The sequence below is a fragment of the Collinsella aerofaciens genome (assembly GCF_039836695.1).
In the GTDB taxonomy this organism is placed as follows: Bacteria; Actinomycetota; Coriobacteriia; order Coriobacteriales; family Coriobacteriaceae; genus Collinsella; species Collinsella aerofaciens_BD.
The window spans coordinates 32,098-50,282 of sequence record NZ_JBDPAC010000018.1 but is presented as its reverse complement, the minus strand read 5'-3'; the positions used below and the strand labels follow the sequence as shown (position 1 = coordinate 50,282).

At 59.1% G+C, this 18,185-nt stretch carries 18 protein-coding genes; 11 read left to right on the top strand and 7 right to left on the bottom strand.

Going from position 1 to position 18,185, the window contains the following annotated elements:
* From ABG996_RS08485 to ABG996_RS08460, 6 genes are all read left to right on the top strand, one after another.
* Window positions 1-1,211 (top strand): aldo/keto reductase (locus ABG996_RS08485; protein WP_347500979.1); only part of this gene is annotated, 1,211 nt, incomplete at its 5' end.
* 91 nt (window positions 1,212-1,302) lie between these two features.
* A complete protein-coding gene (locus ABG996_RS08480) occupies window positions 1,303-2,322 on the top strand; it encodes a Gfo/Idh/MocA family protein (RefSeq protein ID WP_347478591.1) in 1,020 nt (339 codons plus the stop codon).
* A gap of 151 nt (window positions 2,323-2,473) precedes the next feature.
* On the top strand, window positions 2,474-3,340 hold the full coding sequence (locus tag ABG996_RS08475; RefSeq protein WP_347478590.1) for a deoxyribonuclease IV: 867 nt from the start codon (window positions 2,474-2,476) through the stop codon (window positions 3,338-3,340).
* Between the two features lie 147 nt (window positions 3,341-3,487).
* Entirely contained in the window at window positions 3,488-4,348 is an 861-nt protein-coding gene (locus ABG996_RS08470; protein ID WP_347478589.1) for an ABC transporter substrate-binding protein, read from the top strand.
* A gap of 117 nt (window positions 4,349-4,465) precedes the next feature.
* On the top strand, window positions 4,466-5,827 hold the full coding sequence (locus tag ABG996_RS08465) for an ABC transporter permease subunit (protein ID WP_347478588.1): 1,362 nt from the start codon (window positions 4,466-4,468) through the stop codon (window positions 5,825-5,827).
* A 12-nt stretch (window positions 5,828-5,839) separates the two neighbouring features.
* Window positions 5,840-6,589 carry an amino acid ABC transporter ATP-binding protein gene (locus ABG996_RS08460; RefSeq protein ID WP_347478587.1) on the top strand — a complete coding sequence of 250 codons (750 nt, stop codon included), beginning with the start codon at window positions 5,840-5,842 and terminating at the stop codon, window positions 6,587-6,589.
* A 117-nt stretch (window positions 6,590-6,706) separates the two neighbouring features.
* On the opposite strand, the gene ABG996_RS08455 is transcribed toward ABG996_RS08460, so the two are convergent.
* Window positions 6,707-7,126 (bottom strand): flavodoxin, encoded by a 420-nt coding sequence (locus tag ABG996_RS08455; RefSeq protein WP_347478586.1) that lies wholly within the window; start codon window positions 7,124-7,126, stop codon window positions 6,707-6,709.
* Between the two features lie 46 nt (window positions 7,127-7,172).
* On the bottom strand, window positions 7,173-7,877 hold the full coding sequence (locus tag ABG996_RS08450; RefSeq protein WP_347478585.1) for a DUF3793 family protein: 705 nt from the start codon (window positions 7,875-7,877) through the stop codon (window positions 7,173-7,175).
* Window positions 7,878-8,050: 173 nt separating this feature from the next.
* Here ABG996_RS08450 and ABG996_RS08445 point away from each other — a divergent pair, with 173 nt between their 5' ends.
* Window positions 8,051-8,434 (top strand): heavy-metal-associated domain-containing protein, encoded by a 384-nt coding sequence (locus tag ABG996_RS08445; protein WP_347478584.1) that lies wholly within the window; start codon window positions 8,051-8,053, stop codon window positions 8,432-8,434.
* A 26-nt stretch (window positions 8,435-8,460) separates the two neighbouring features.
* On the opposite strand, the gene ABG996_RS08440 is transcribed toward ABG996_RS08445, so the two are convergent.
* Window positions 8,461-8,886, bottom strand: coding sequence for a hypothetical protein (locus ABG996_RS08440; RefSeq protein ID WP_347478583.1), 426 nt, complete (start codon window positions 8,884-8,886; stop codon window positions 8,461-8,463).
* On the bottom strand, window positions 8,879-10,405 hold the full coding sequence (locus ABG996_RS08435; RefSeq protein WP_347478632.1) for a Y-family DNA polymerase: 1,527 nt from the start codon (window positions 10,403-10,405) through the stop codon (window positions 8,879-8,881). Before ABG996_RS08435 ends, ABG996_RS08440 begins: the two co-directional genes overlap by 8 nt.
* A 234-nt stretch (window positions 10,406-10,639) precedes the next feature.
* Between ABG996_RS08435 and ABG996_RS08430 the strand changes: the two genes are divergently transcribed.
* Entirely contained in the window at window positions 10,640-11,143 is a 504-nt protein-coding gene (locus ABG996_RS08430; RefSeq protein ID WP_347478581.1) for an iron-containing alcohol dehydrogenase, read from the top strand.
* A 199-nt stretch (window positions 11,144-11,342) separates the two neighbouring features.
* The gene (pgi, locus tag ABG996_RS08425; RefSeq protein ID WP_347478580.1) at window positions 11,343-13,037 is read left to right on the top strand and encodes a glucose-6-phosphate isomerase; all 1,695 of its coding nucleotides are present in this window, start codon (window positions 11,343-11,345) and stop codon (window positions 13,035-13,037) included.
* A 141-nt stretch (window positions 13,038-13,178) separates the two neighbouring features.
* On the opposite strand, the gene ABG996_RS08420 is transcribed toward pgi, so the two are convergent.
* From ABG996_RS08420 to ABG996_RS08410, 3 genes are all read right to left on the bottom strand, one after another.
* Window positions 13,179-14,483, bottom strand: a complete 1,305-nt coding sequence (locus ABG996_RS08420; protein ID WP_347478579.1) for a VirD4-like conjugal transfer protein, CD1115 family — start codon at window positions 14,481-14,483, stop codon at window positions 13,179-13,181.
* Window positions 14,476-15,093, bottom strand: a complete 618-nt coding sequence (locus tag ABG996_RS08415) for an ATP-dependent Clp protease proteolytic subunit (protein WP_347478577.1) — start codon at window positions 15,091-15,093, stop codon at window positions 14,476-14,478. Before ABG996_RS08415 ends, ABG996_RS08420 begins: the two co-directional genes overlap by 8 nt.
* 63 nt (window positions 15,094-15,156) lie before the next feature.
* On the bottom strand, window positions 15,157-16,047 hold the full coding sequence (locus ABG996_RS08410; RefSeq protein ID WP_347478576.1) for a hypothetical protein: 891 nt from the start codon (window positions 16,045-16,047) through the stop codon (window positions 15,157-15,159).
* A gap of 490 nt (window positions 16,048-16,537) precedes the next feature.
* On the opposite strand from ABG996_RS08410, the gene ABG996_RS08405 reads away from it, so the two are divergent.
* Window positions 16,538-17,380: a Cof-type HAD-IIB family hydrolase gene (locus ABG996_RS08405; RefSeq protein ID WP_347478575.1), complete on the top strand. Its 843-nt coding sequence runs from the start codon at window positions 16,538-16,540 to the stop codon at window positions 17,378-17,380.
* 63 nt (window positions 17,381-17,443) lie between these two features.
* Window positions 17,444-18,103, top strand: coding sequence for an HAD family hydrolase (locus ABG996_RS08400; protein WP_347478574.1), 660 nt, complete (start codon window positions 17,444-17,446; stop codon window positions 18,101-18,103).
* The last annotated feature ends 82 nt before the right edge of the window (window positions 18,104-18,185 follow it).

Sequence of the window (18,185 nt, the reverse complement as noted above, 5' to 3'; positions counted from 1 at the left end):
TGATGGCGAAGGGAGGGGCCGTGCAATATCGCGTTGACCCCAAAAGCGGCAACCGTATCTCGGCGTTGGGTCTGGGCTGCATGAGGTTTCCCGGTGCGCCGGGACGTCCGGATGCGAAGACAGCCGATGCCATCATTTCCCGTGCGGTGGAGCAGGGGATTAATTATCTGGACACCGCGTATCTCTATCCCGGTAACGAGGCGTGCGTGGGCGCCTCGCTTGAGCGCTTGGGGCTGCGTGACCGGGTGTTGCTGGCGACCAAGTTGCCGCATGCTTCGTGCAAGTGCGCGGAGGATTTCGACCGGTTCTTCGATGAGCAACTGCGGCGCCTGCGGACCGACCATATCGACTATTACCTCATGCATAACATTACCTCGCCCGCCCAGTGGGAACGTGTGGTGGCGTTGGGCATTGAGGACTGGATCGCTCGTCAAAAGGCGGTGGGGCGCATTCGCCAGATCGGTTTTTCGTACCACGGCAGCGCGGCGGACTTCCTCACGATGCTCGATGCGTATGAGTGGGACTTTTGCCAGATCCAGTACAATTACGCTGGAGAGCGATATCAGGCGGGAACAGCGGGGCTCATGGCCGCCGCCGAGCGAGGCCTCGCGGTGTTTGTGATGGAGCCGCTTTTGGGCGGACGCTTGGCAGGCAAATTGCCTCCGCGGGCGCGCGCTGTTCTCGACGGTGCATGCGACCGGCATTTGCATACGCCTGCCGCTTGGGGGCTCTCGTGGGTGTGGAATCATCCCCAGGTGACCATGTTGCTTTCTGGTATGACCGATACCACGCAGGTGGATGAGAATTCGTCACTGGCAGACCTCGCGTTGCCGAATTCGATGACTGCCAACCAGCTCGACACGATCGCGCACGTGCTGGATGAGTTTGAAAAATCGAATCGCGTGCCCTGCACGGGATGCGGCTACTGCATGCCATGTCCCAAGGGTATCAACATTCCCGGCTGCTTTGCCGCCTACAACGCGAGCTATGCGCACAGCTGGTTTACGGGGCTGTCGCAATACTTTACGGCGAGTGCGGTGCGCACGAGCGAGCCCAAGCTGGTGAGCAATTGCGTCAAGTGCGGCAAATGCGCGCGTCACTGCCCGCAGCATATCGATATCCCCGAGCGTCTCGATGACGTGCGCCGACGCTTCCAGCCGGGCCCCGTAACGGCCATGCTTAAAGTCTTCGGCAAAACACGCTCCTCATGACCCTTTTATATCTTGTGATGGAATAGTTCCTGTTTGCGGCAGAATAGGGCGGTAGCAGGAACTATTTCGCCGCAACTGATGGGAGGCTATCGTGGGTGACCGAGGTTTACGTAATGATTCGCGTGAGGTTCGTTGGGGCATTTTGGGCGCTGGGCACATTTCTCATCGATTTGCATCGTCTCTCAAGAAGGTCGATGGGGCACGGCTGGTGGCTGCGGCCGGCCGCACTCCTGCACATGTCGAGGAATTTTGCCGAGCGTTTTCGATCGATGCTGCGCATGGCCATGCCTCGGTCGACGATAACGGCGATGCGGCTTATGACGCGCTGATTGCCGACCCCGATGTCGACGCAATCTACTTGGCTCTTCCGCATGGCATGCATACGCGTTGGGCCTGTCGCGCGCTGTGCGCCGGAAAGGCCGTGCTGTGCGAAAAGCCGGCCGTTTTGAGTGAGGAAGAGGCTCTCTCGATTGCCTCCACCTCTCGCGAGCGCGGCGTGCTGTTTATGGAGGCGATGAAGAATCGGTTTTGCCCGATGCACACTCGCGTGAAAGACTTGCTTGCGTCGGGTGAGCTTGGCCGTATTGTCTCGATTGAAAGCGTGCAAAAGCTCGATTACGGCGAGTCTCCTTCGGGCTATCTGCTTGATCCGTTGCAGGGCGGCTGTCTATATGACATGGGCTGTTATGCGGTCGGTTGGTTTGAGGATTTGCTCGCGGGCGCGTGCGAGGTTTCGTCCCGTGAAGTTCGCTGGCGTGACGTATCGGGCGGCCGCGTCGATTGGGCCGACGAGATCCGTATGAGCGTCGGCGGTATACCCATTCATATGGTGTGCGACGGCAAAGCAACATATGAAAGCCGCTTAACGATTGCCTGTGAGCGAGGCTCGTTGGAAATCGAGCGTCTCCATCGCCCCGAGCTCGCCCATGTGAAGTATTCCGACGGTCGAACGCTAGAAATAAATGCCCCGTTTGAGATCGATGATTTCTACGGCGAAATCCAGCATGCGACGCGGCTCATTCAGGCGGGGAAACTCGAGAGTCCCGTCATGCCCCTTGCCGCCACGCAGCGCTGTGCACACATCATCGATGCGATTCGCTTGAAACTTTAGGGCGTGGGGGCATGGCGCCAGCGCTTGGAATGCCTGGAGGCCTTTGCTCCTGATGCCCCTTTTATAACTTGCGGTGGAATACGGTCTGTTTGCGCCAAAATAAGGCACCAATAGACCGTATTTCACCGCAACTGATGAAGGGGAGTTGGAGATGCTGACGATCGGATGTCATCTTTCGACGACGAAGGGCTATCGGGCAATGGGGGAGACGGCGTTGTCCATTGGCGCCAATACCTTTGCGTTCTTTACGCGCAACCCGCGCGGTGGCAAGGCAAAAGACCTTGACATGGATGACGTGGCGGCTCTGCGCGAGCTTATGGCGCAAAACGACTTTGGACCGCTGGTGGCGCATGCCCCGTATACCTATAACCCCTGCTCCGCTAAGGAGCGGGCGCGAGAGTTTGCCTTGGAGGCTATGGCGGAAGATTTGCAGCGTCTGGAAGCACTGCCCGGCAACTACTACAACTTCCACCCCGGTGCGCATGTGGGACAGGGGGCAGACGCCGGCATTCAGATGATTGTCGACACGCTGTGCCAGGTGATGTTTGAGGGACAGCAGACGACGGTATTGCTCGAGACCATGGCGGGCAAGGGCACCGAGGTGGGCCGTAGCTTTGAAGAACTGGCGTGCATTATCGAGGGCGTTGCCGCCAAGCGCCCAGAGCTGTCCGATAAGCTGGGCGTTTGTTTGGACACCTGCCATGTGAGCGATGCCGGCTACGACATCATCCATGATCTGGACGGCGTACTCGACGAGTTCGACCGCGTGGTGGGTACCGATCGCTTGCATGCCGTACACATCAACGATTCGAAGAACCCTTGTGGCGCCCATAAAGATCGTCACGAGTGCATCGGCAAGGGATGCCTTGGCAGCGAGGAATTTGGTGGCGGTATGCAGGTTATGCAGAATATTGTATCGAATGGCCGTTTGCGTTCGCTGCCGTTTATTTTGGAGACTCCGAACGAACTTGCAGGTTATGCAGCTGAAATTAGACTATTAAGGTCATTGCAGCAGTAACGACTGTCACAAAGTAGAGTATTCAATTCACGTTTTGGGTTTGTTTCAATCAGTTTTCTCATTGCAGATTCGTAATTCCGGGTGCATAATAACCCTCAGTTTTTGCAGACCTCTGAATCACGTGGGGTCATTGGAAGGAGACTGATTATGAAGCTGAAGAAGCTTGGCGCATTTGCCGCCACGGGTGCTATGGCGCTCGCCCTTGCTCTGACGGGCTGTGGTTCGTCCAACGCCACATCTGGTTCTGATGCCGGTTCCAGCAGCTCTGACGACGCTAAGGTCGAGAAGGTTGACGGCTCCAAGGAGTACGCGCTCGTCAAGGACGGTACGCTGACCGTCGGCACCTCTGCCGAGTACGCGCCGTTTGAGTACAAGGATGACAACGGCGATTATCAGGGCTTTGACCTTGAACTCATCAAGGCTGTCGGCGACAAGCTGGGCCTGGATGTCGAGTATGTCAACAATGACTTTGACACGCTCGTCCCCGGCGTTGCTTCGGGCGCCAAGTATGACGTCGCCATCGCGGCTATCACCGACACGCCCGAGCGTGAGAAGGAAGTCACTTTCTCCGATTCCTACTACATGGACGATCAGGCTATCGTGACCAAGGTCGATAACACCGACATCACGGCCGACAACTACAGCGAGAAGCTCAACAACGCCGACGCTACCATCATCGTCCAGTCTGGCTCGACCGCCGAGGCCTTTGCCCAGGAGAACTTCCCCAAGGCCAAAATCGTCCCCTACAAGGACGCCACCGAGTGCTTCAGCGCCCTGCAGTCCGATAAGGGCGACGCCGTAGTCACCAACCGCTCCGTTGCCAGCCAGCTGACCGCCGAGCAGTTCAACACCTGCCATACGGTTAAGCAGGTCAGCACCGGCGAGGAGTATGCCATCGCCATCAACCAGGGCAACACCAAGCTCAAGGACGACATCAACCAGGCCATCAAGGACCTGACCGACGACGGTACCGTTGACGCCCTCATGGCTAAGTACAACATCAAGTAAAATAGCTACTTGATTGCGCGCGGGCCCTTTCCGTTTTGCGGAGAGGGCCTTTCCGCTTCTCTTGACGGAGAGCGTTTCCGTCTCGTTTTGCCGGCAACTTCTACGATAGGAGCCACCTTGTCTCGACTGAACAAAGGGGCCGCAGAGCAGCGTTTTCCACTGCCTGCCTTGCTCCAAAAGCTGGCCTGCGTCATGGCCGTGGCGCTCGCGCTGGTGTGCGCGGGGGCATATGCGCCCACGACCGCCCAGGCGCTTGAGACCGCAAAGATTACCGCCCGACCCAACACCGGTTCGGGTAGCGCTGTGGTCGGCGGCACCGAGACGCGTATTACCTGGGAAGTTCAGGCCGATGCCGACGAGGAGCTGAGCGGTCTTTCGCTGACGTTTGTCGACGGCACGACGTTTGGCACCGATGACACGCGATTGACGATGCTCTCGGGCGAGGACCTCATGGATCGTACGCCCATGAAACCCACGTGCACGGCTGATGGCCAGACGCTCAAGATCGACTTTGGCGAGACGGCGCCTGCCGGCGGCTTTTTCCGTGTCGAGGTTTACGGCGTGACGTTTCCCGTCGAGGGCGGCGACGAGGCCTTTAGCGGAACCTACACCTTGGCTGACGGCTCGACCAAGAAGATCTCCAAGATTCCCTCGGTGGAGATTAAAGGCGTCACGGCTTTTGATAACTTCTTGGCCGACCTTAAAGAGCAGCCGTGGGTCGAGGCTTGGAACTCCAATATGTTCCTCCGCCTGTTCTTGAACCCGGTCATTTTGGTCCAGAGCCTGCCGATCGTCTTTAAGGGCTTCCTTATGTCGCTCTCGATCGTGCTCGTGGCATTTCCGTTGGCTATTCCCTTTGGCTTTGCGCTGTCGCTCATGCGCATTTCCAAGTCGCGCATCCTTCGTTGTCTTGCCGGCATCTATGTGAATATCATCCGCGGCACGCCGGCGTTCTTGCAGATTTACATTGCGTTCTTTGGCTTGCCGCTGGCCGGTGTCAAAGTGGACGACTATGTGCTGGGCGTTATCGTCATGGCCATGAACTCGTCTGCGTACCTGTGCGAGATCTTCCGTGCCGGTATTCAGTCGATCCCCAAGGGCCAAAACGAGGCTGCTCGCTCCCTGGGCATGAATGCCTTCCAGACGCTGCTCTACGTTATGATTCCGCAGACGTTCCGCAATGTCCTGCCTACGCTGACCAGCGAGTTTATCCTGCTTTACAAGGATACGTCGCTGCTCGCCGCCGTTGGCGTGGTCGAGATCGTCATGAACGCCCGCACCATCGTGGCCACGACGGGCTCCATCACGCCGTATGTGGTTGCCGCCCTGTTCTATCTGGTCATTACCCTGCCGCTTGCTCGCTTGGTGAGCGGTCTTGAGGCGAAGCTGCTGGGTACGGCCGAGACCAAGAAGAAGCGTCCCGCCAAGAGCGCCGGACAGGTTGTCGCGACGCCCGCCGATCATATCGCCGGTCTGTAAGGAGGTCCTGTCATGAGTGAAACGAATTCCAACGAGGTCGTTGTCAGCATCAAGAACCTCCAAAAGGCTTTTGGCGATAACGTGGTTCTGCGCGATATCGATCTGGACGTGCACAAGGGTGAGGTCGTTGTCGTTCTGGGGCCCTCGGGCTCGGGTAAATCGACGATGCTTCGTTGCATTAACCGTCTCGAGGAGCCCACGAGTGGTTCGATTGTTGTCGAGGGCGTGGATGTGTGCGCCAAGGGCGTTGACCTCAATAAAGTGCGTACGCACTTGGGCATGGTCTTTCAGCAGTTCAATCTGTTCCCGCACCTGTCAGTCAAAAAGAACGTCATGCTTGCGCAACAAAAGGTGCTCAAGCGCAGTAAGGAAGAGGCCGAGAAGATTGCCGTCGAGGAGTTGACCAAGGTCGGCCTTGCCGAGCGTATCGACTTTATGCCGAGCCAGCTCTCGGGCGGCCAGCAGCAGCGTGTGGCCATCGCCCGCGCCCTGTCGATGAACCCGCACGTGATGCTCTTTGACGAGGCCACGTCGGCGCTCGACCCCGAGCTTGTCCGCGACGTCCTTGGCGTTATGCGCGATCTGGCACGTGACGGCATGACCATGATCGTTGTGACGCACGAGATGGGCTTCGCCCGCGACGTCGCCGACCGCGTCGTCTTTATGGACGGCGGCGTTATCGTGGAGGATGGCACGCCGAGCGAGGTCTTCGACCATCCTAAGAGCGAGCGCACCAAGGCGTTCTTGGGCAATATTTCGTAGCCGCTTTATATGACTGACATAGCAGAAAACGGGAGCCGGATGTGATCCGGCTCCCGTTTTTGTTGGGACGCGAATGTGTTTTGGTGCAGAGCGCGTTACGGGCGGAGCTCATTGCCACTAGGCGAGCTCGGCTCCAAGGGCGCGGCAGGCCGCCTCGCCCTCATCGTCGGGGGCGTCGTAGCAAATGACGGAATCGACGACGTTGACACCTGCCTCATCGGCGTCCGCCTTCCAGTTTTCCATCCATTCGCCTTCGGCCCACGAATAAGAGCCAAAGAGGACGACCTTCTTGTCGCCGAGGGTTTCCTTGACTTCGTCCCACATCGGCTGGAACTCATCGTACTCGAGCTCCTCGGAGCCCATGGCGGGGCAGCCGAAGGCGAAGGCGTCATAGCCGGCGGCCTTGTCGGCAGGGAAGTCGGCGCAGGAGATGACCTCTGCCTCGGCGCCGACTGACGCCGCGCCTTCGGCAACGAAGTTTGCCATGGCTTCGGTGTTGCCTGTGCCGCTCCAGTAGACGACTGCGATCTTGCTCATGTTGAGTCCTTTCGCTTGTGCGGCGTGCGGCCGCGGTTTGTATGCTCTATCGGGTTGCCTGGGCAAGTTTTGCTAGGCTGTGGCCCTGCTGATAGACATGGGTGAGGTGCTGCGTGCAAGCGCGGTAGGATTCGAACGTCAAAAGTGCTTGCCCGACATTCGTGTAGACCTTCCAAGGTCCAAAGACCTTGTAGTTCTCGCCATGCTGGACGATGAACTCGTGGACGTCGTCGTAGGGATATCCCAGGAAATAACCAATTTCGTGTGGGAACTCACAGGTGCAGCCGTCGCCGCAGTTGGCTTGATGGTCCAATGCGCATCGGGTTTGGCCGCACGCGCATTCTGCAGCGTTATTGCTTGCGAGCGTGATACGCGATGCCAGGTGCGCTAGGCATAATGGCAGATTGTCGGTGTCGTAGCCCTCCTTGGCGAGTGTCGTTTTGGCGCGGGGGTCAGCAAGGTAAGTGGTGAGGCTATTGGGCCGATATGCGTATACGAGCGCCCCGCAGGGGCGCCAGACCAAAACGCTCAGATGGATGCCGAACGGATTAAGCTCGTGATTGCACCGGGCGATAACGTTGAGCAGGCGTACTCGGCGATCTGTGATTGGCGCGGTCGCGCTCGAACCATCCTGATGGGCGTAGACGCCGGGATAGGTAAAGAGCGATGCCGGTTTGATGCCCGCGAGCGTGGGGGAGCAGTTGCGCACGACTGCCGCCTGAAACGTTGGGATGTCTATGGTTCGAGTCATGGTGCCCTACTATCCTTTTGAGTTAGCCTAGGAAAACATATACCTGAAAGTAAGCCAAGGTCAACAAAAAAGTATGAAGAGGGAAACTAATTGACTGAACCGACACGAGTTTGGAGTAAGATGGGAACACCCCATGGGGGTATAGGCATCAGTATTTGGAGAAAGGGGAGCGCATGGAAGATTTGCTTAACCCCGCGAATGCCATCGTGCTTGCCGTGATTGTCGTTGGCATGTTCTTTGGCCTGCGTCGTATTGTCGCTTCGACACACGGAAAGAGCTGCTGCAGCGATGGCGCGAGCGGCAAGAAGGCCAAAAAGGTTGTTGTGGTGGATACCGATGCGTCGCACTATCCCTATAGCGATGAGCTGCTCATTGGCGGCATGAGTTGCGACGGCTGCGCTCAGAGCGTGGCCAATGCCCTCAATGCGCTGGATGGTGTGTGGGCAACGGTGACGTACGCGGACCACACGGCCCGCGTACGCTCCAAGCGGCCGATCGATCGCGGTGTCCTTGAGGCGGCCGTGAGAGATGCGGGTTACTACGTCATGACGCTGTAAGCGCCGCCCTGGATTCGCTTCCTTGGCTAGGCCCGTCCGCGCAGTTCGATGTCTTGGATGTCGTCGAAGTCGATGGCGATATCCCTGAGTTTGAGCAGCTTGAATGTGGGTAACACTTCGTCGAGAATGCCCGTGCGGCTACGATAACCGTATGTATCGTAATAGGTGACACGCACCAAGTCGCCGCGTTTGAGGCCCTCGAGCTTTTCCGAAAGCTCGAGGGCTTTTTCTTCCGTGAGTTCGCATTTTGGTTCGACGGTGATCTCTTGTTTGCGCACGAGTTCGTAGTATCCCGTGAGGGCGGCGAAGGGCATAAACTGCGCGGCACGGCCGGCGCGGACGGCGCCGTTGGCGGTGAGCTTGGGGTCGGCGGAGCGACGTCTTCCCTCGGGGTCCGCTAGGCGTTCAAAAGGTGTCGGTGGCCGCATCGGCTGTTGCTGGGACTTAGGCACGATGTCCTCCTACCTGATCGTTGCGTTCGCGCGCGGTGGCGCCAGTGGTAAAGCTTAATCCCTTGAGCAGGGCGTTCTTGCCGTACTTGCCCTTTACGGCCAGGACGGCGCGCGCCAGGTCGCGCTCGCGCTCATCCGCCTCGATATCGCTGAACAGATCGATGGTGACAAATTCCTCAGGCATGAGGTTGCCAAAGCCCAGATTGATACGCTTGACCGGTCGTTTGGGATCGACAGTCTGCGCCCAGAGCTCATCGAAATAGCCCATGATCTTCTTAAACGAATTGGTGCGCTCGGGCAGCTTTCGCGAAGCGTTGGAGTGCGCAAAGAGTGCGGCATAGCCACCGCGCGGTTTGCCGCCATGCTCTCCCACAAAGATGCCATCGATTGCCTGCGCCTCGCGCACCAGGCGGCGCCGTTCGTCATCGCGCTGGACGGGCTTGGGCGCACGGGGTGCGAGCTCAGGGCCGGTGGTTGCGGTGGGCTCGATGCTCGACGTGCTCGAGCGCAGGTGCCCGCATCCGTCCACATATTGCGCTGTGCCGCTGGCGTCGAGGCGGCGTATGTCGGCTCGTTCGCTCGCATAACCCACAAAGAGCGAGATGCTGTCGCACACCACGTGCTTATCGATCAAGTCCAGCACGGCGTTGTCGACCATCTCACGCAAGACGGTGTAGGCCTGTTCATAGGCATAGCCTTTCGAGAGCACCTGTCCTGTGGTAGTCGAGGTTGCCTGCGGGCGATAGGCTTGGATATCGGCGATAGTTGTCGGCTCGCGCCCAAAGGCGTGGTCGATAAGATACTCGGCATTGACGCCGAGCTCGTCGTAAAGCAGGTTTTCGTCGAGCGCGGCGACACCCATCAGATCGTAGACACCGTACTTTTCGAGGCGGGCTGCCACGCCGGGGCCAATGCCCCAGATATCGGTGATGGGACGATGGGGCCAGATCTCCTTGCGAAAGGTCTCGTCGTTGAGTATGCCGATGCGGCTGGGTACGTGTTTGGCGGTAATGTCGAGCGCTACCTTGGCCTGGAATAGGTTGGGGCCGATGCCGACCGTCGCCGTGATGCCGGTGCGTGCGAGGACCTCGTCGCGCAACATGCAGGCAAAGCCTTTGGCATCGGTATGATAGAGGTCTAGATAGGGCGTCACGTCGATAAAGCATTCGTCGATGGAATAGACGTGCACGTCTTGCGGACTGACGTATTCCAGGTAGATACCGTAGATCTGCGCCGACACCTCCATGTAGTGCTGCATGCGCGGTACGGCCTTGATGTAGTCGATGCCGTCGGGAATCTCGAACAGGCGACAGCGGTTATGGATTCCGAGGTCCTTCATGGCCTGGGTAATGGCGAGGCAGATGGTCGTACGCCCGCGTGATTCGTCGGCAACGACCAGGTTGGTGGTGAGCGGGTCGAGCCCACGGTCGACGCACTCGACGCTAGCGTAAAACGTCTTGAGGTCGATGCAGATGTAGGTGTGCTGCTCGTGTGCCACGCGGCCTCCCATCAAACACATGTTCTTATCGAATGCATGTTCGATAATACCCGCTCGTCCGGACATCGTCAAAACCTGCCAAAAAGGGACTGGTTTGTTTTGGCAGGTACGGTCGTGCGGCTGCATCGGGTTTTAACGCAGCTCTAAAGAGTGCGAAACAGCTCGGAAAACCTCGCTTCGTAGCATGGACCTAACGATTGATACCGCCTATACGCACGGAAGGTTGTGGAAAAGATGGTCAATTATGGGTTTGGTATGCCGACACGCTTGGTTGCGGATGGGGATGTGGCTCGCTGGTGCGGGCGATTGGTTGCCCACTATGGCGGCACTAAGGCACTGGTCGTGCTGGGAGGCGACAAGCACACGCGTGATGAGCTTGTCTCGGCGGCACTCGGCTCGCTTGATCGAGCTCTGCTCGAGCGCGTGCTTTTCCACTGCGGCTCGGTTGAGGGCGACGGGGGAGACGAGCTGATCGACGAAGCCGTGGCCCTGGCGACCGACGAAGGGGTTGACTTTGTATTGGCGATTGGCGATGCCGATACTGCCGGCTTTGCGCGCGAACTCGCGCGTCGCATGGCGGCGCTCGATGCCGGCGAAGACGGTTTTGTCCCTTATGGATGTATTGTCTCGGAGGGCAAAGTGCCTGCCGTCGTGGGGGCCGGTGAGGTTCCCGTTTTTGCCATCATCGCGCCCGAACTGCTGGAGGGCATTGGGTCTCCTCTGCGTGAGTTGCTCGGCAGTGTGTGCGCCGCGGCCTAATATCTGCCATAAAGGGATGGGTTATTTTTGGTAGGTAAAGCGTTTGACCTGCCAAAATAAACCTGTCCCTTTTTGGTCGGTTGCCGTTTGGGGGCGGATTGGCAACGCTCGCTGATTACGGTCTTGACCTGCGCTAGAATAGTGGCATCTGAATGTCCGGGCGCATGGAGGCATGCGCCCGTATGCTGAGGAGGACTTTATGGCAACTGTTGCCGCACCTATCGATGCTACGTCGACCGCCGCTTGGAAGGCGCTCGAGGCCCATCAGGAGAAGCTCGAGGCCGAAGGTATCGACCTCAAGGCCTGGTTCGCCGCCGATGCTGAGCGCGTGAACAAGCTGAGCTTTGACGCCGGTGACCTGCACTTCGATCTGTCGAAGAACCTGGTGACCGATGAGACCGTCAAGCTGCTATGCGATCTTGCTCGCGAGGTGAAGCTCGAGGAGCGCCGCGACGCCATGTTCTCCGGCGAGCACATCAACACCACCGAGGACCGCGCCGTCCTGCACACCGCGCTGCGCCGCCTGGCAACCGAGAAGGGCCAGCTCATCGTCGACGGCCAGGATGTCGTCGCCGACGTGCACGAGGTTCTCGATCGCATGTATGCCTTCGCCGAGCGCGTGCGCTCCGGTGAGTGGAAGGGCGTTACCGGCAAAAAGATCGAGCACCTGGTGTCCATCGGCATCGGCGGCTCCGACTTGGGCCCGGTCATGGCTTACGAGGCCCTGCGTCCCTATGCCGACGCCGGTATCGACTGCCGCTATATCTCCAACATCGACCCCAACGACCAGGCCGAGAAGCTCAAGGGTTTGGATCCCGAGACCACGCTCGTGATCATCGTCTCCAAGACCTTCACCACGCTCGAGACCCTCACCAACGCTCGCGAGGTCAAGACCTGGATGCTCGAGCAGCTCAAGGCTCAGGGCGCCATCGACGGCTCCGATGAGCAGAACGCCGAGGCCGTGGCCAAGCACTTCGTCGCTGTCTCCACCGCACTCGAGAAGGTCGAGGCCTTCGGTATCGACCCCGCTAACGCCTTTGGTTTCTGGAACTGGGTCGGCGGCCGCTATTCCGTTGACTCTGCCGTGGGCCTGTCGCTGATCGTCGTGCTCGGCCCCGAGCGCTTCCAGCAGTTCCTCGAGGGCTTCCACGCCATCGACGAGTACTTCTGCAACACGCCGCTCGAGAACAACGCCGTCGCGCTGATGGGCCTGCTCAACGTCTGGTACGTCAACTTCTTCGGTTCCAAGAGCCACGCCGTGCTTCCGTACTGCCAGTACCTGCACCGTTTCCCGGCCTACCTGCAGCAGCTCACCATGGAGTCCAACGGCAAGCACGTCCGCTGGGACGGCAGCGCTGTGACCTCCGATACCGGTGAGATCTTCTGGGGCGAGCCCGGCACCAACGGTCAGCACGCCTTCTACCAGCTGCTGCACCAGGGCACCGTGGTGGTCCCGGCCGACTTTATCGCTTTCGCCAATACCGCCAACCCTGCGACCGACAGCGGTCAGGACGTGCACGAGCTGTTCCTGGGCAACTTCCTGGCTCAGACCAAGGCGCTCGCCTTTGGTAAGACGGCCGATGAGGTGCGCGCCGAGGGCACGCCCGAGCAGATCGTCCCGGCCCGCTGCTTTGAGGGCAACCGTCCGACGACCTCGATCTTTGGCGACACGCTGACCCCGTTTGCGCTCGGCGAGCTCATCGCCCTGTACGAGCACATCACGTTTGTCGAGGGCACGGTCTGGGGCATCGACTCCTACGACCAGTGGGGCGTCGAGCTGGGCAAGCAGCTTGCCAAGCAGATTACCCCGGCCTTCCACGACGACGCCGCCAAGGCCGAGCAGGACGCTTCGACCCAGGCGCTCATCGAGTTCTACTGCGCTCACCGCAAGTAATCGCTGCTGTTAACGCATCGCGCCTTATAGTCAGGGGCCCGTATCCTATCGGATGCGGGCCCCTTTGCTTTGCCGTGGTCCCGGGGCGCACGGCCTTTGTGGAACATCGCCGGGGCGCCGCGCGCTGCGAGAACCCTGCGCCTAGATCTCGGCCTCCGTATGGCCTCGCTGCGCCTCGGGCAGCTCCCCGTAGAGCGGATGGTCTTCGAGCCTAAAGCGCTCGACCTGTTCGGGAGTGCGACCGCGTACAAAGAGCCACGAGCGATCGACCGGCGTCGCCATGAGCGTGCTGGGCAGCGCGTCGGCGCGGTCGGAAAACACCCGGGCACTCTCGGGATCCTGGAACGCCAGCACCAGATGCGTGTCGCAGTTGCCCATGATGGAGCGTGCGCGTGCCTCGCCATAGAGCGCATCGAGCTGGTTGGTCGACTGCAGCAGCAGCGTTGCCCAGATGTTGCGGCTTCGGATAATCGAGAGCACGTTGTCGATCTGGGGGATCTGCAGATTTGCGAAGTCATCGAGCATAAAGCGCACGGGCACGGGCAGGCAGCCGTCGGGCTGCCTATCGGCCTCACGAATGAGGCCTATAAACGCCTGCGAAATAAAGAGGCCGGTCAGCGGATCGAGATTGCGGTCAATATCGCTCACGGTTACAAACAGGGCGCAGGGGGTGTGTCCCATAGAAGCGAAGTCCACCTGATGGCACTCACGATAGAGCTGTGCCGCACCGTCGAATCCCAGACACATGACCTTTTCGGCAAGGATGCCGACGATGCTCGCGTGCATGCGCTCGGCATTTTGCGTAATGGCGTAGCGCCGCCATAGCGAGAGGGCATAGCTTTGGGGGTCGGTCGTGATCAGGTCGTCAAACAATCGACCCGTGGCACCGTCCTGCAGGTGCTCGATCAGCTTGATGACCGAGCTGATCGTCTGCTCGTCGGCGGGTAGCTGTTCGGTGACGTAGGCGATAAGACACGACAGCAGGTTTGCTGCTGCATGATCCCAAAAAGGCTGGTTGTTGTCCTCGATGGGGCAGATGGCCTTTGCCACCGAGAGGATGTCCTGCTGGTTGGGCCTGCCGTCCGCCTTGCGGCGAATGTGCCTCAGGGGGTTGTAGCCGCAGCGCTCGATGCCGGGCGCAAGGGCCGGGACGGTGTTGAGGTCGGCGAAGTTGAGACATTGCACGCGGTAACCATGGGCTGCCAGCACGGGTCCCACTTCGCGACAGAGCGTGCCTTTGGTGTCGAGCACGATGTAGCTTGCGTTCATTTGCAGCAGGTTGGGCTTGAGGACGTTTCGGGTCTTGCCGGCTCCCGAGGGGCCGATTACAAGTGCATTGTTGTTGAGTCCCGTTTGGCGGGTGTCGCAGGAAAGCGTTCGATCCTTGGCGAGGATGGTGGACGATGCGGACTCAGACGCGGCGAGACGGCTGGCGAGGTTAGACATGGGCGACCTCCTTGGTGGTCGAGAGGATTTCGTGGGCAAAGCCGAGCTCGACGGCGCGCTCGGCCGAAAGGTAGGTGTCTTTTGCAGTGAGGGACTGGATGCGCTTGGGCGTGAGGCCGCTGCGGTCCGAGAGGATTTGCGTGAGGGTCTTGCGGGTTTGCATGAGACGCCGGCTGGTTTCCTGCAGCGCAAGTGCCGAGCCGCCTGCCCCCTGGGGGATCAGCGGGTCGTGAATCATGAGCTCTGCATGGGGCGCCATACGGCGATTGTCGCCGCCCATAAAGATCACGGCGCCCATGGACGCGGCGAATTCCAGGCAGACGGTGCGGATGGGGCACGATGCGAGGCGCATGGCGTCATAGATCGCAAGACCCGATCGCACGCTTCCGCCGGCGCTGGCGACAAATATGGTGATGGGGCGGCCGGGGTCGGTGGCATCGAGCAGGCGGATCTGCTGGCATAGGTCGTGAGCCATCGGGGTTTCGATGTTTCCCATGACGGAGAGCTCGCGACGGGCGAGCATCTCATCGTAAATGCTGGTAAGCGTGATACCTCGGGCGGATTCACGCATGGTGAGGGGGCTGATGATGGGGGAATGATTGGTGTCCATGAGGACTCCTTTCTGTTGGTTGTGTTGTGGAATAGGATTGTTGCCCGCGGAGGGGCTGGCGGGCTACAGGGTTCGTCCGAGCCTGAGATCGAGCTCGGTTGTGGGGCAGGCTGCCTGTTCGTGCGGCTCGCAAGCGCCAAGGGCTCCAAAGCGATGGAGCGTTGCGACGGGCGTGGTGTAGGCGAGCCGCAGCTGATGCTCGACAGGGGCACATCCGTCATTTTTGTAATGAGCCGCGTAGTACTGCGCGATGCTGGCGTTCATCTCGCTGCCATTGCGATGGCGCTCAAACTGGCGTCTGCAGGTCTCGATGATCTTTGCTACCGACTTGGGTGCCGTCGCGGGAACAAGGGCGAGATAGCCCTCAAATAGCTCGTTGATGCTCAGGAGGCACAGCAGGTCGATCAGCGTCCTTATGGCTGCTCCCTCGGCGGAAAAGTGCGCGGTCATGCGGTTATATCGGTTGCGGTCGACGATGGCCGCATGGGGTCTTGGAGTCTTCTGCCCCGTGGTCCCAGGCTTTTGCCGCGCCTGTGTATTGAGCTCGACGTTGCAGCGCTTGAGGCCGTCCAACGGAAGGAACAGTGCGGTGCGCAGGGTGTTCCGCTTGCTTTCGAGTTCATGACGCTCGTCGGGTTCCCATTCGAGCTTGAGTTTCGTGTCGAGCGCCGTAAGCATATGGGCTAGGCAGCCTACGGTAAGAACGCACGAATCGTTGTCGCGTTTTGGGGCATAGGGGTCTGTCAGCTTGCGAATGTCGGGGTCGCCCATGATCTTTGTGCAGCGCTTCAGCAGTTGAGGGTGGTCGGCCAAGATCGTCGCGAGCGGTAGCGACGCGTAGTTCTTGATGGTCGCGGCGGCAAAGGCGGCGTCATATTCGTTTGCATATGCTCGCTCAATGCGGGCATCCAGAATGCTTTTCTTATCGCCGTCTTCAGCGTGGTGGTTTGTCATAGCTTCTCCAATCGGTTGATGTTCGTGCTGTTTGTTGATGTGTTGGTTGTCGTGAGTGATGTGCTTGCCGTGGGTGATGTGCTGACGTTGGGGTGCTATGCGGTTTTCAATGAGCCCGTGAGGCGGTTGCTGCAGGGGCGGGATGGAACGGCCCATGCAAGGCGGAAGGCATCGTGCTCAAAATCGAGACAGCAATGCCCTGGGCGCCTCACATGTGGCAGTTACCTCATTAAGTTGTCATTGCGTTTGGGGTTGTACTTTGCCGATCTTCCTTCTCTTACACGCTAAAACTCAAACTTCATATGCTCGATCTACTTAAAACCGCAACGGCGGTCTTTTATCAACTTATATGTCGGAACGCGTCTTTGCAAGTACTTTTTTTGCCTTTGTTTCAAATGGGGTGGTTTTGCAACCGTCATACGCGCGCTGTGCGAACGTGCCCCGGCTCGGATAAGATAGTGCGCGATAAAAACGATGCAAGGAGGCACATATGGCAATCAAAGCCATCGCGATGGATATCGACGGTACGCTCACCAACGACCAGAAAGTGATTAGCCCGCGTACGCGCGAGAAGCTGCTTGCGGCGCAGGAGTCGGGCATTAAGCTCATTTTGGCTTCGGGCCGTCCCGCATGGGGGCTGCACGCCTTGGCGCAGGAGCTCGACCTTCAAAACCATGACGGTCTGCTGGTGGCCTTTAACGGCGCGCATGTGGTCGACGCTCAGACCGACGAGGTGCTGTTCGATCAGGCTATGCCTGCCGACGAATTGCATCGCATGATTGATCACCTGCGTAATTTTGACGTGATCCCTATGATTTCGCTCGGTCGTGATTTGCATGTCGAGGACTCGTACCATTGCATGATCACGCTGCCTGACGGCTCGCAGAAGAATATCGTCAAGTATGAGCGCGACGCGTGCGATCTTAAGATTCGCGAGGTGGAGAGCCTGCATGAGGTCGCTGATGCTTATCCCGTGGACAAGCTACTCACTGCGGGCGACCCGGCATACCTGCAGGCGCATTACGAGGAGATGTATGCGCCCTTTAAGCAGACGCTTTCGGGCATGTTTACGGCCGACTGGTACTTTGAGTACACGGCGCCCGGTATCGACAAGGCCTGCGCGCTCGAGGGTGCCCTGCCCAAGCTCGGCATCGATGCCAGCGAGGTCGTATCGTTTGGCGACGGCCAGAACGACAAGTCCATGATTGAGTGGGCCGGCACCGGTGTTGCCATGGGCAACGCCGTCGATGAGGTTAAGGCTGTAGCCCAGATGGTGACCGCCAATAACAACGAAGACGGTATTGCGGTGGCGCTGGATAAGCTGCTGGGTTAGAATCGCCGATAGTGCATGGTTCGGGCGTCTGCTTGCGGGCGCCCTTTTGTTAGGGAGGGTGCCGTGTCCGCATTTCCGTTCGACGCCGTTATCTTTGACATGGACGGCGTGATTGTCGATACCGAGTATTACTACCTGGGCGAGACTGCCGCGTTTGCCAAGGAGCTTGGGCTTAACCTGACTCAAGAGGAGTTGAACGGGCAGGTCGGTACCTCGCATCAGTTCTTCCTGCGTATGCTGGTCGATTGGTTTGAGCGCGCCGGTAAGGGGCATTTAACTGGCGAGGAAGCGTTGGCCCGTTGGGACGAGTGGGCGCATAAGCGTCCGCGCGACTATCAGGCTTTGATTAACCCAGGCGCCGTGGATACGATTCGAGAGCTGCCGCGCCGTGGCGTTCGCGTGGCGCTTGCCAGCTCGTCTCCCATGGATAGCATCGAGGAAGTGCTCAACGCATGCGGGCTGTCGGATGCCTTTGAGCATGTGGTGAGTGGCGAGCAGTTTAAGGAGAGCAAGCCCGAGCCCGACATCTACCTGCATGCGCTGGACCTGCTGGGGCTGCCCGCGAATCGCTGCTGCTGCGTCGAGGATTCGGTGCCTGGCATCACTGCCGGCAAGCGAGCCGGCCTGACAGTCATTGCCAAGCGCGAGGAACGCTTTGGCTTTAGCCAGGATGCCGCGGACAAGATTATCGACCAGCTGCCGGAGCTGCTCACGCTTTCTTAGGAGCGCGGTAGTTGCGCGTTTTTCGGGTCAGATGAGTAAATACCCGACATTTTGGTGCGGCAGCAAGCATACTTAATGCTAA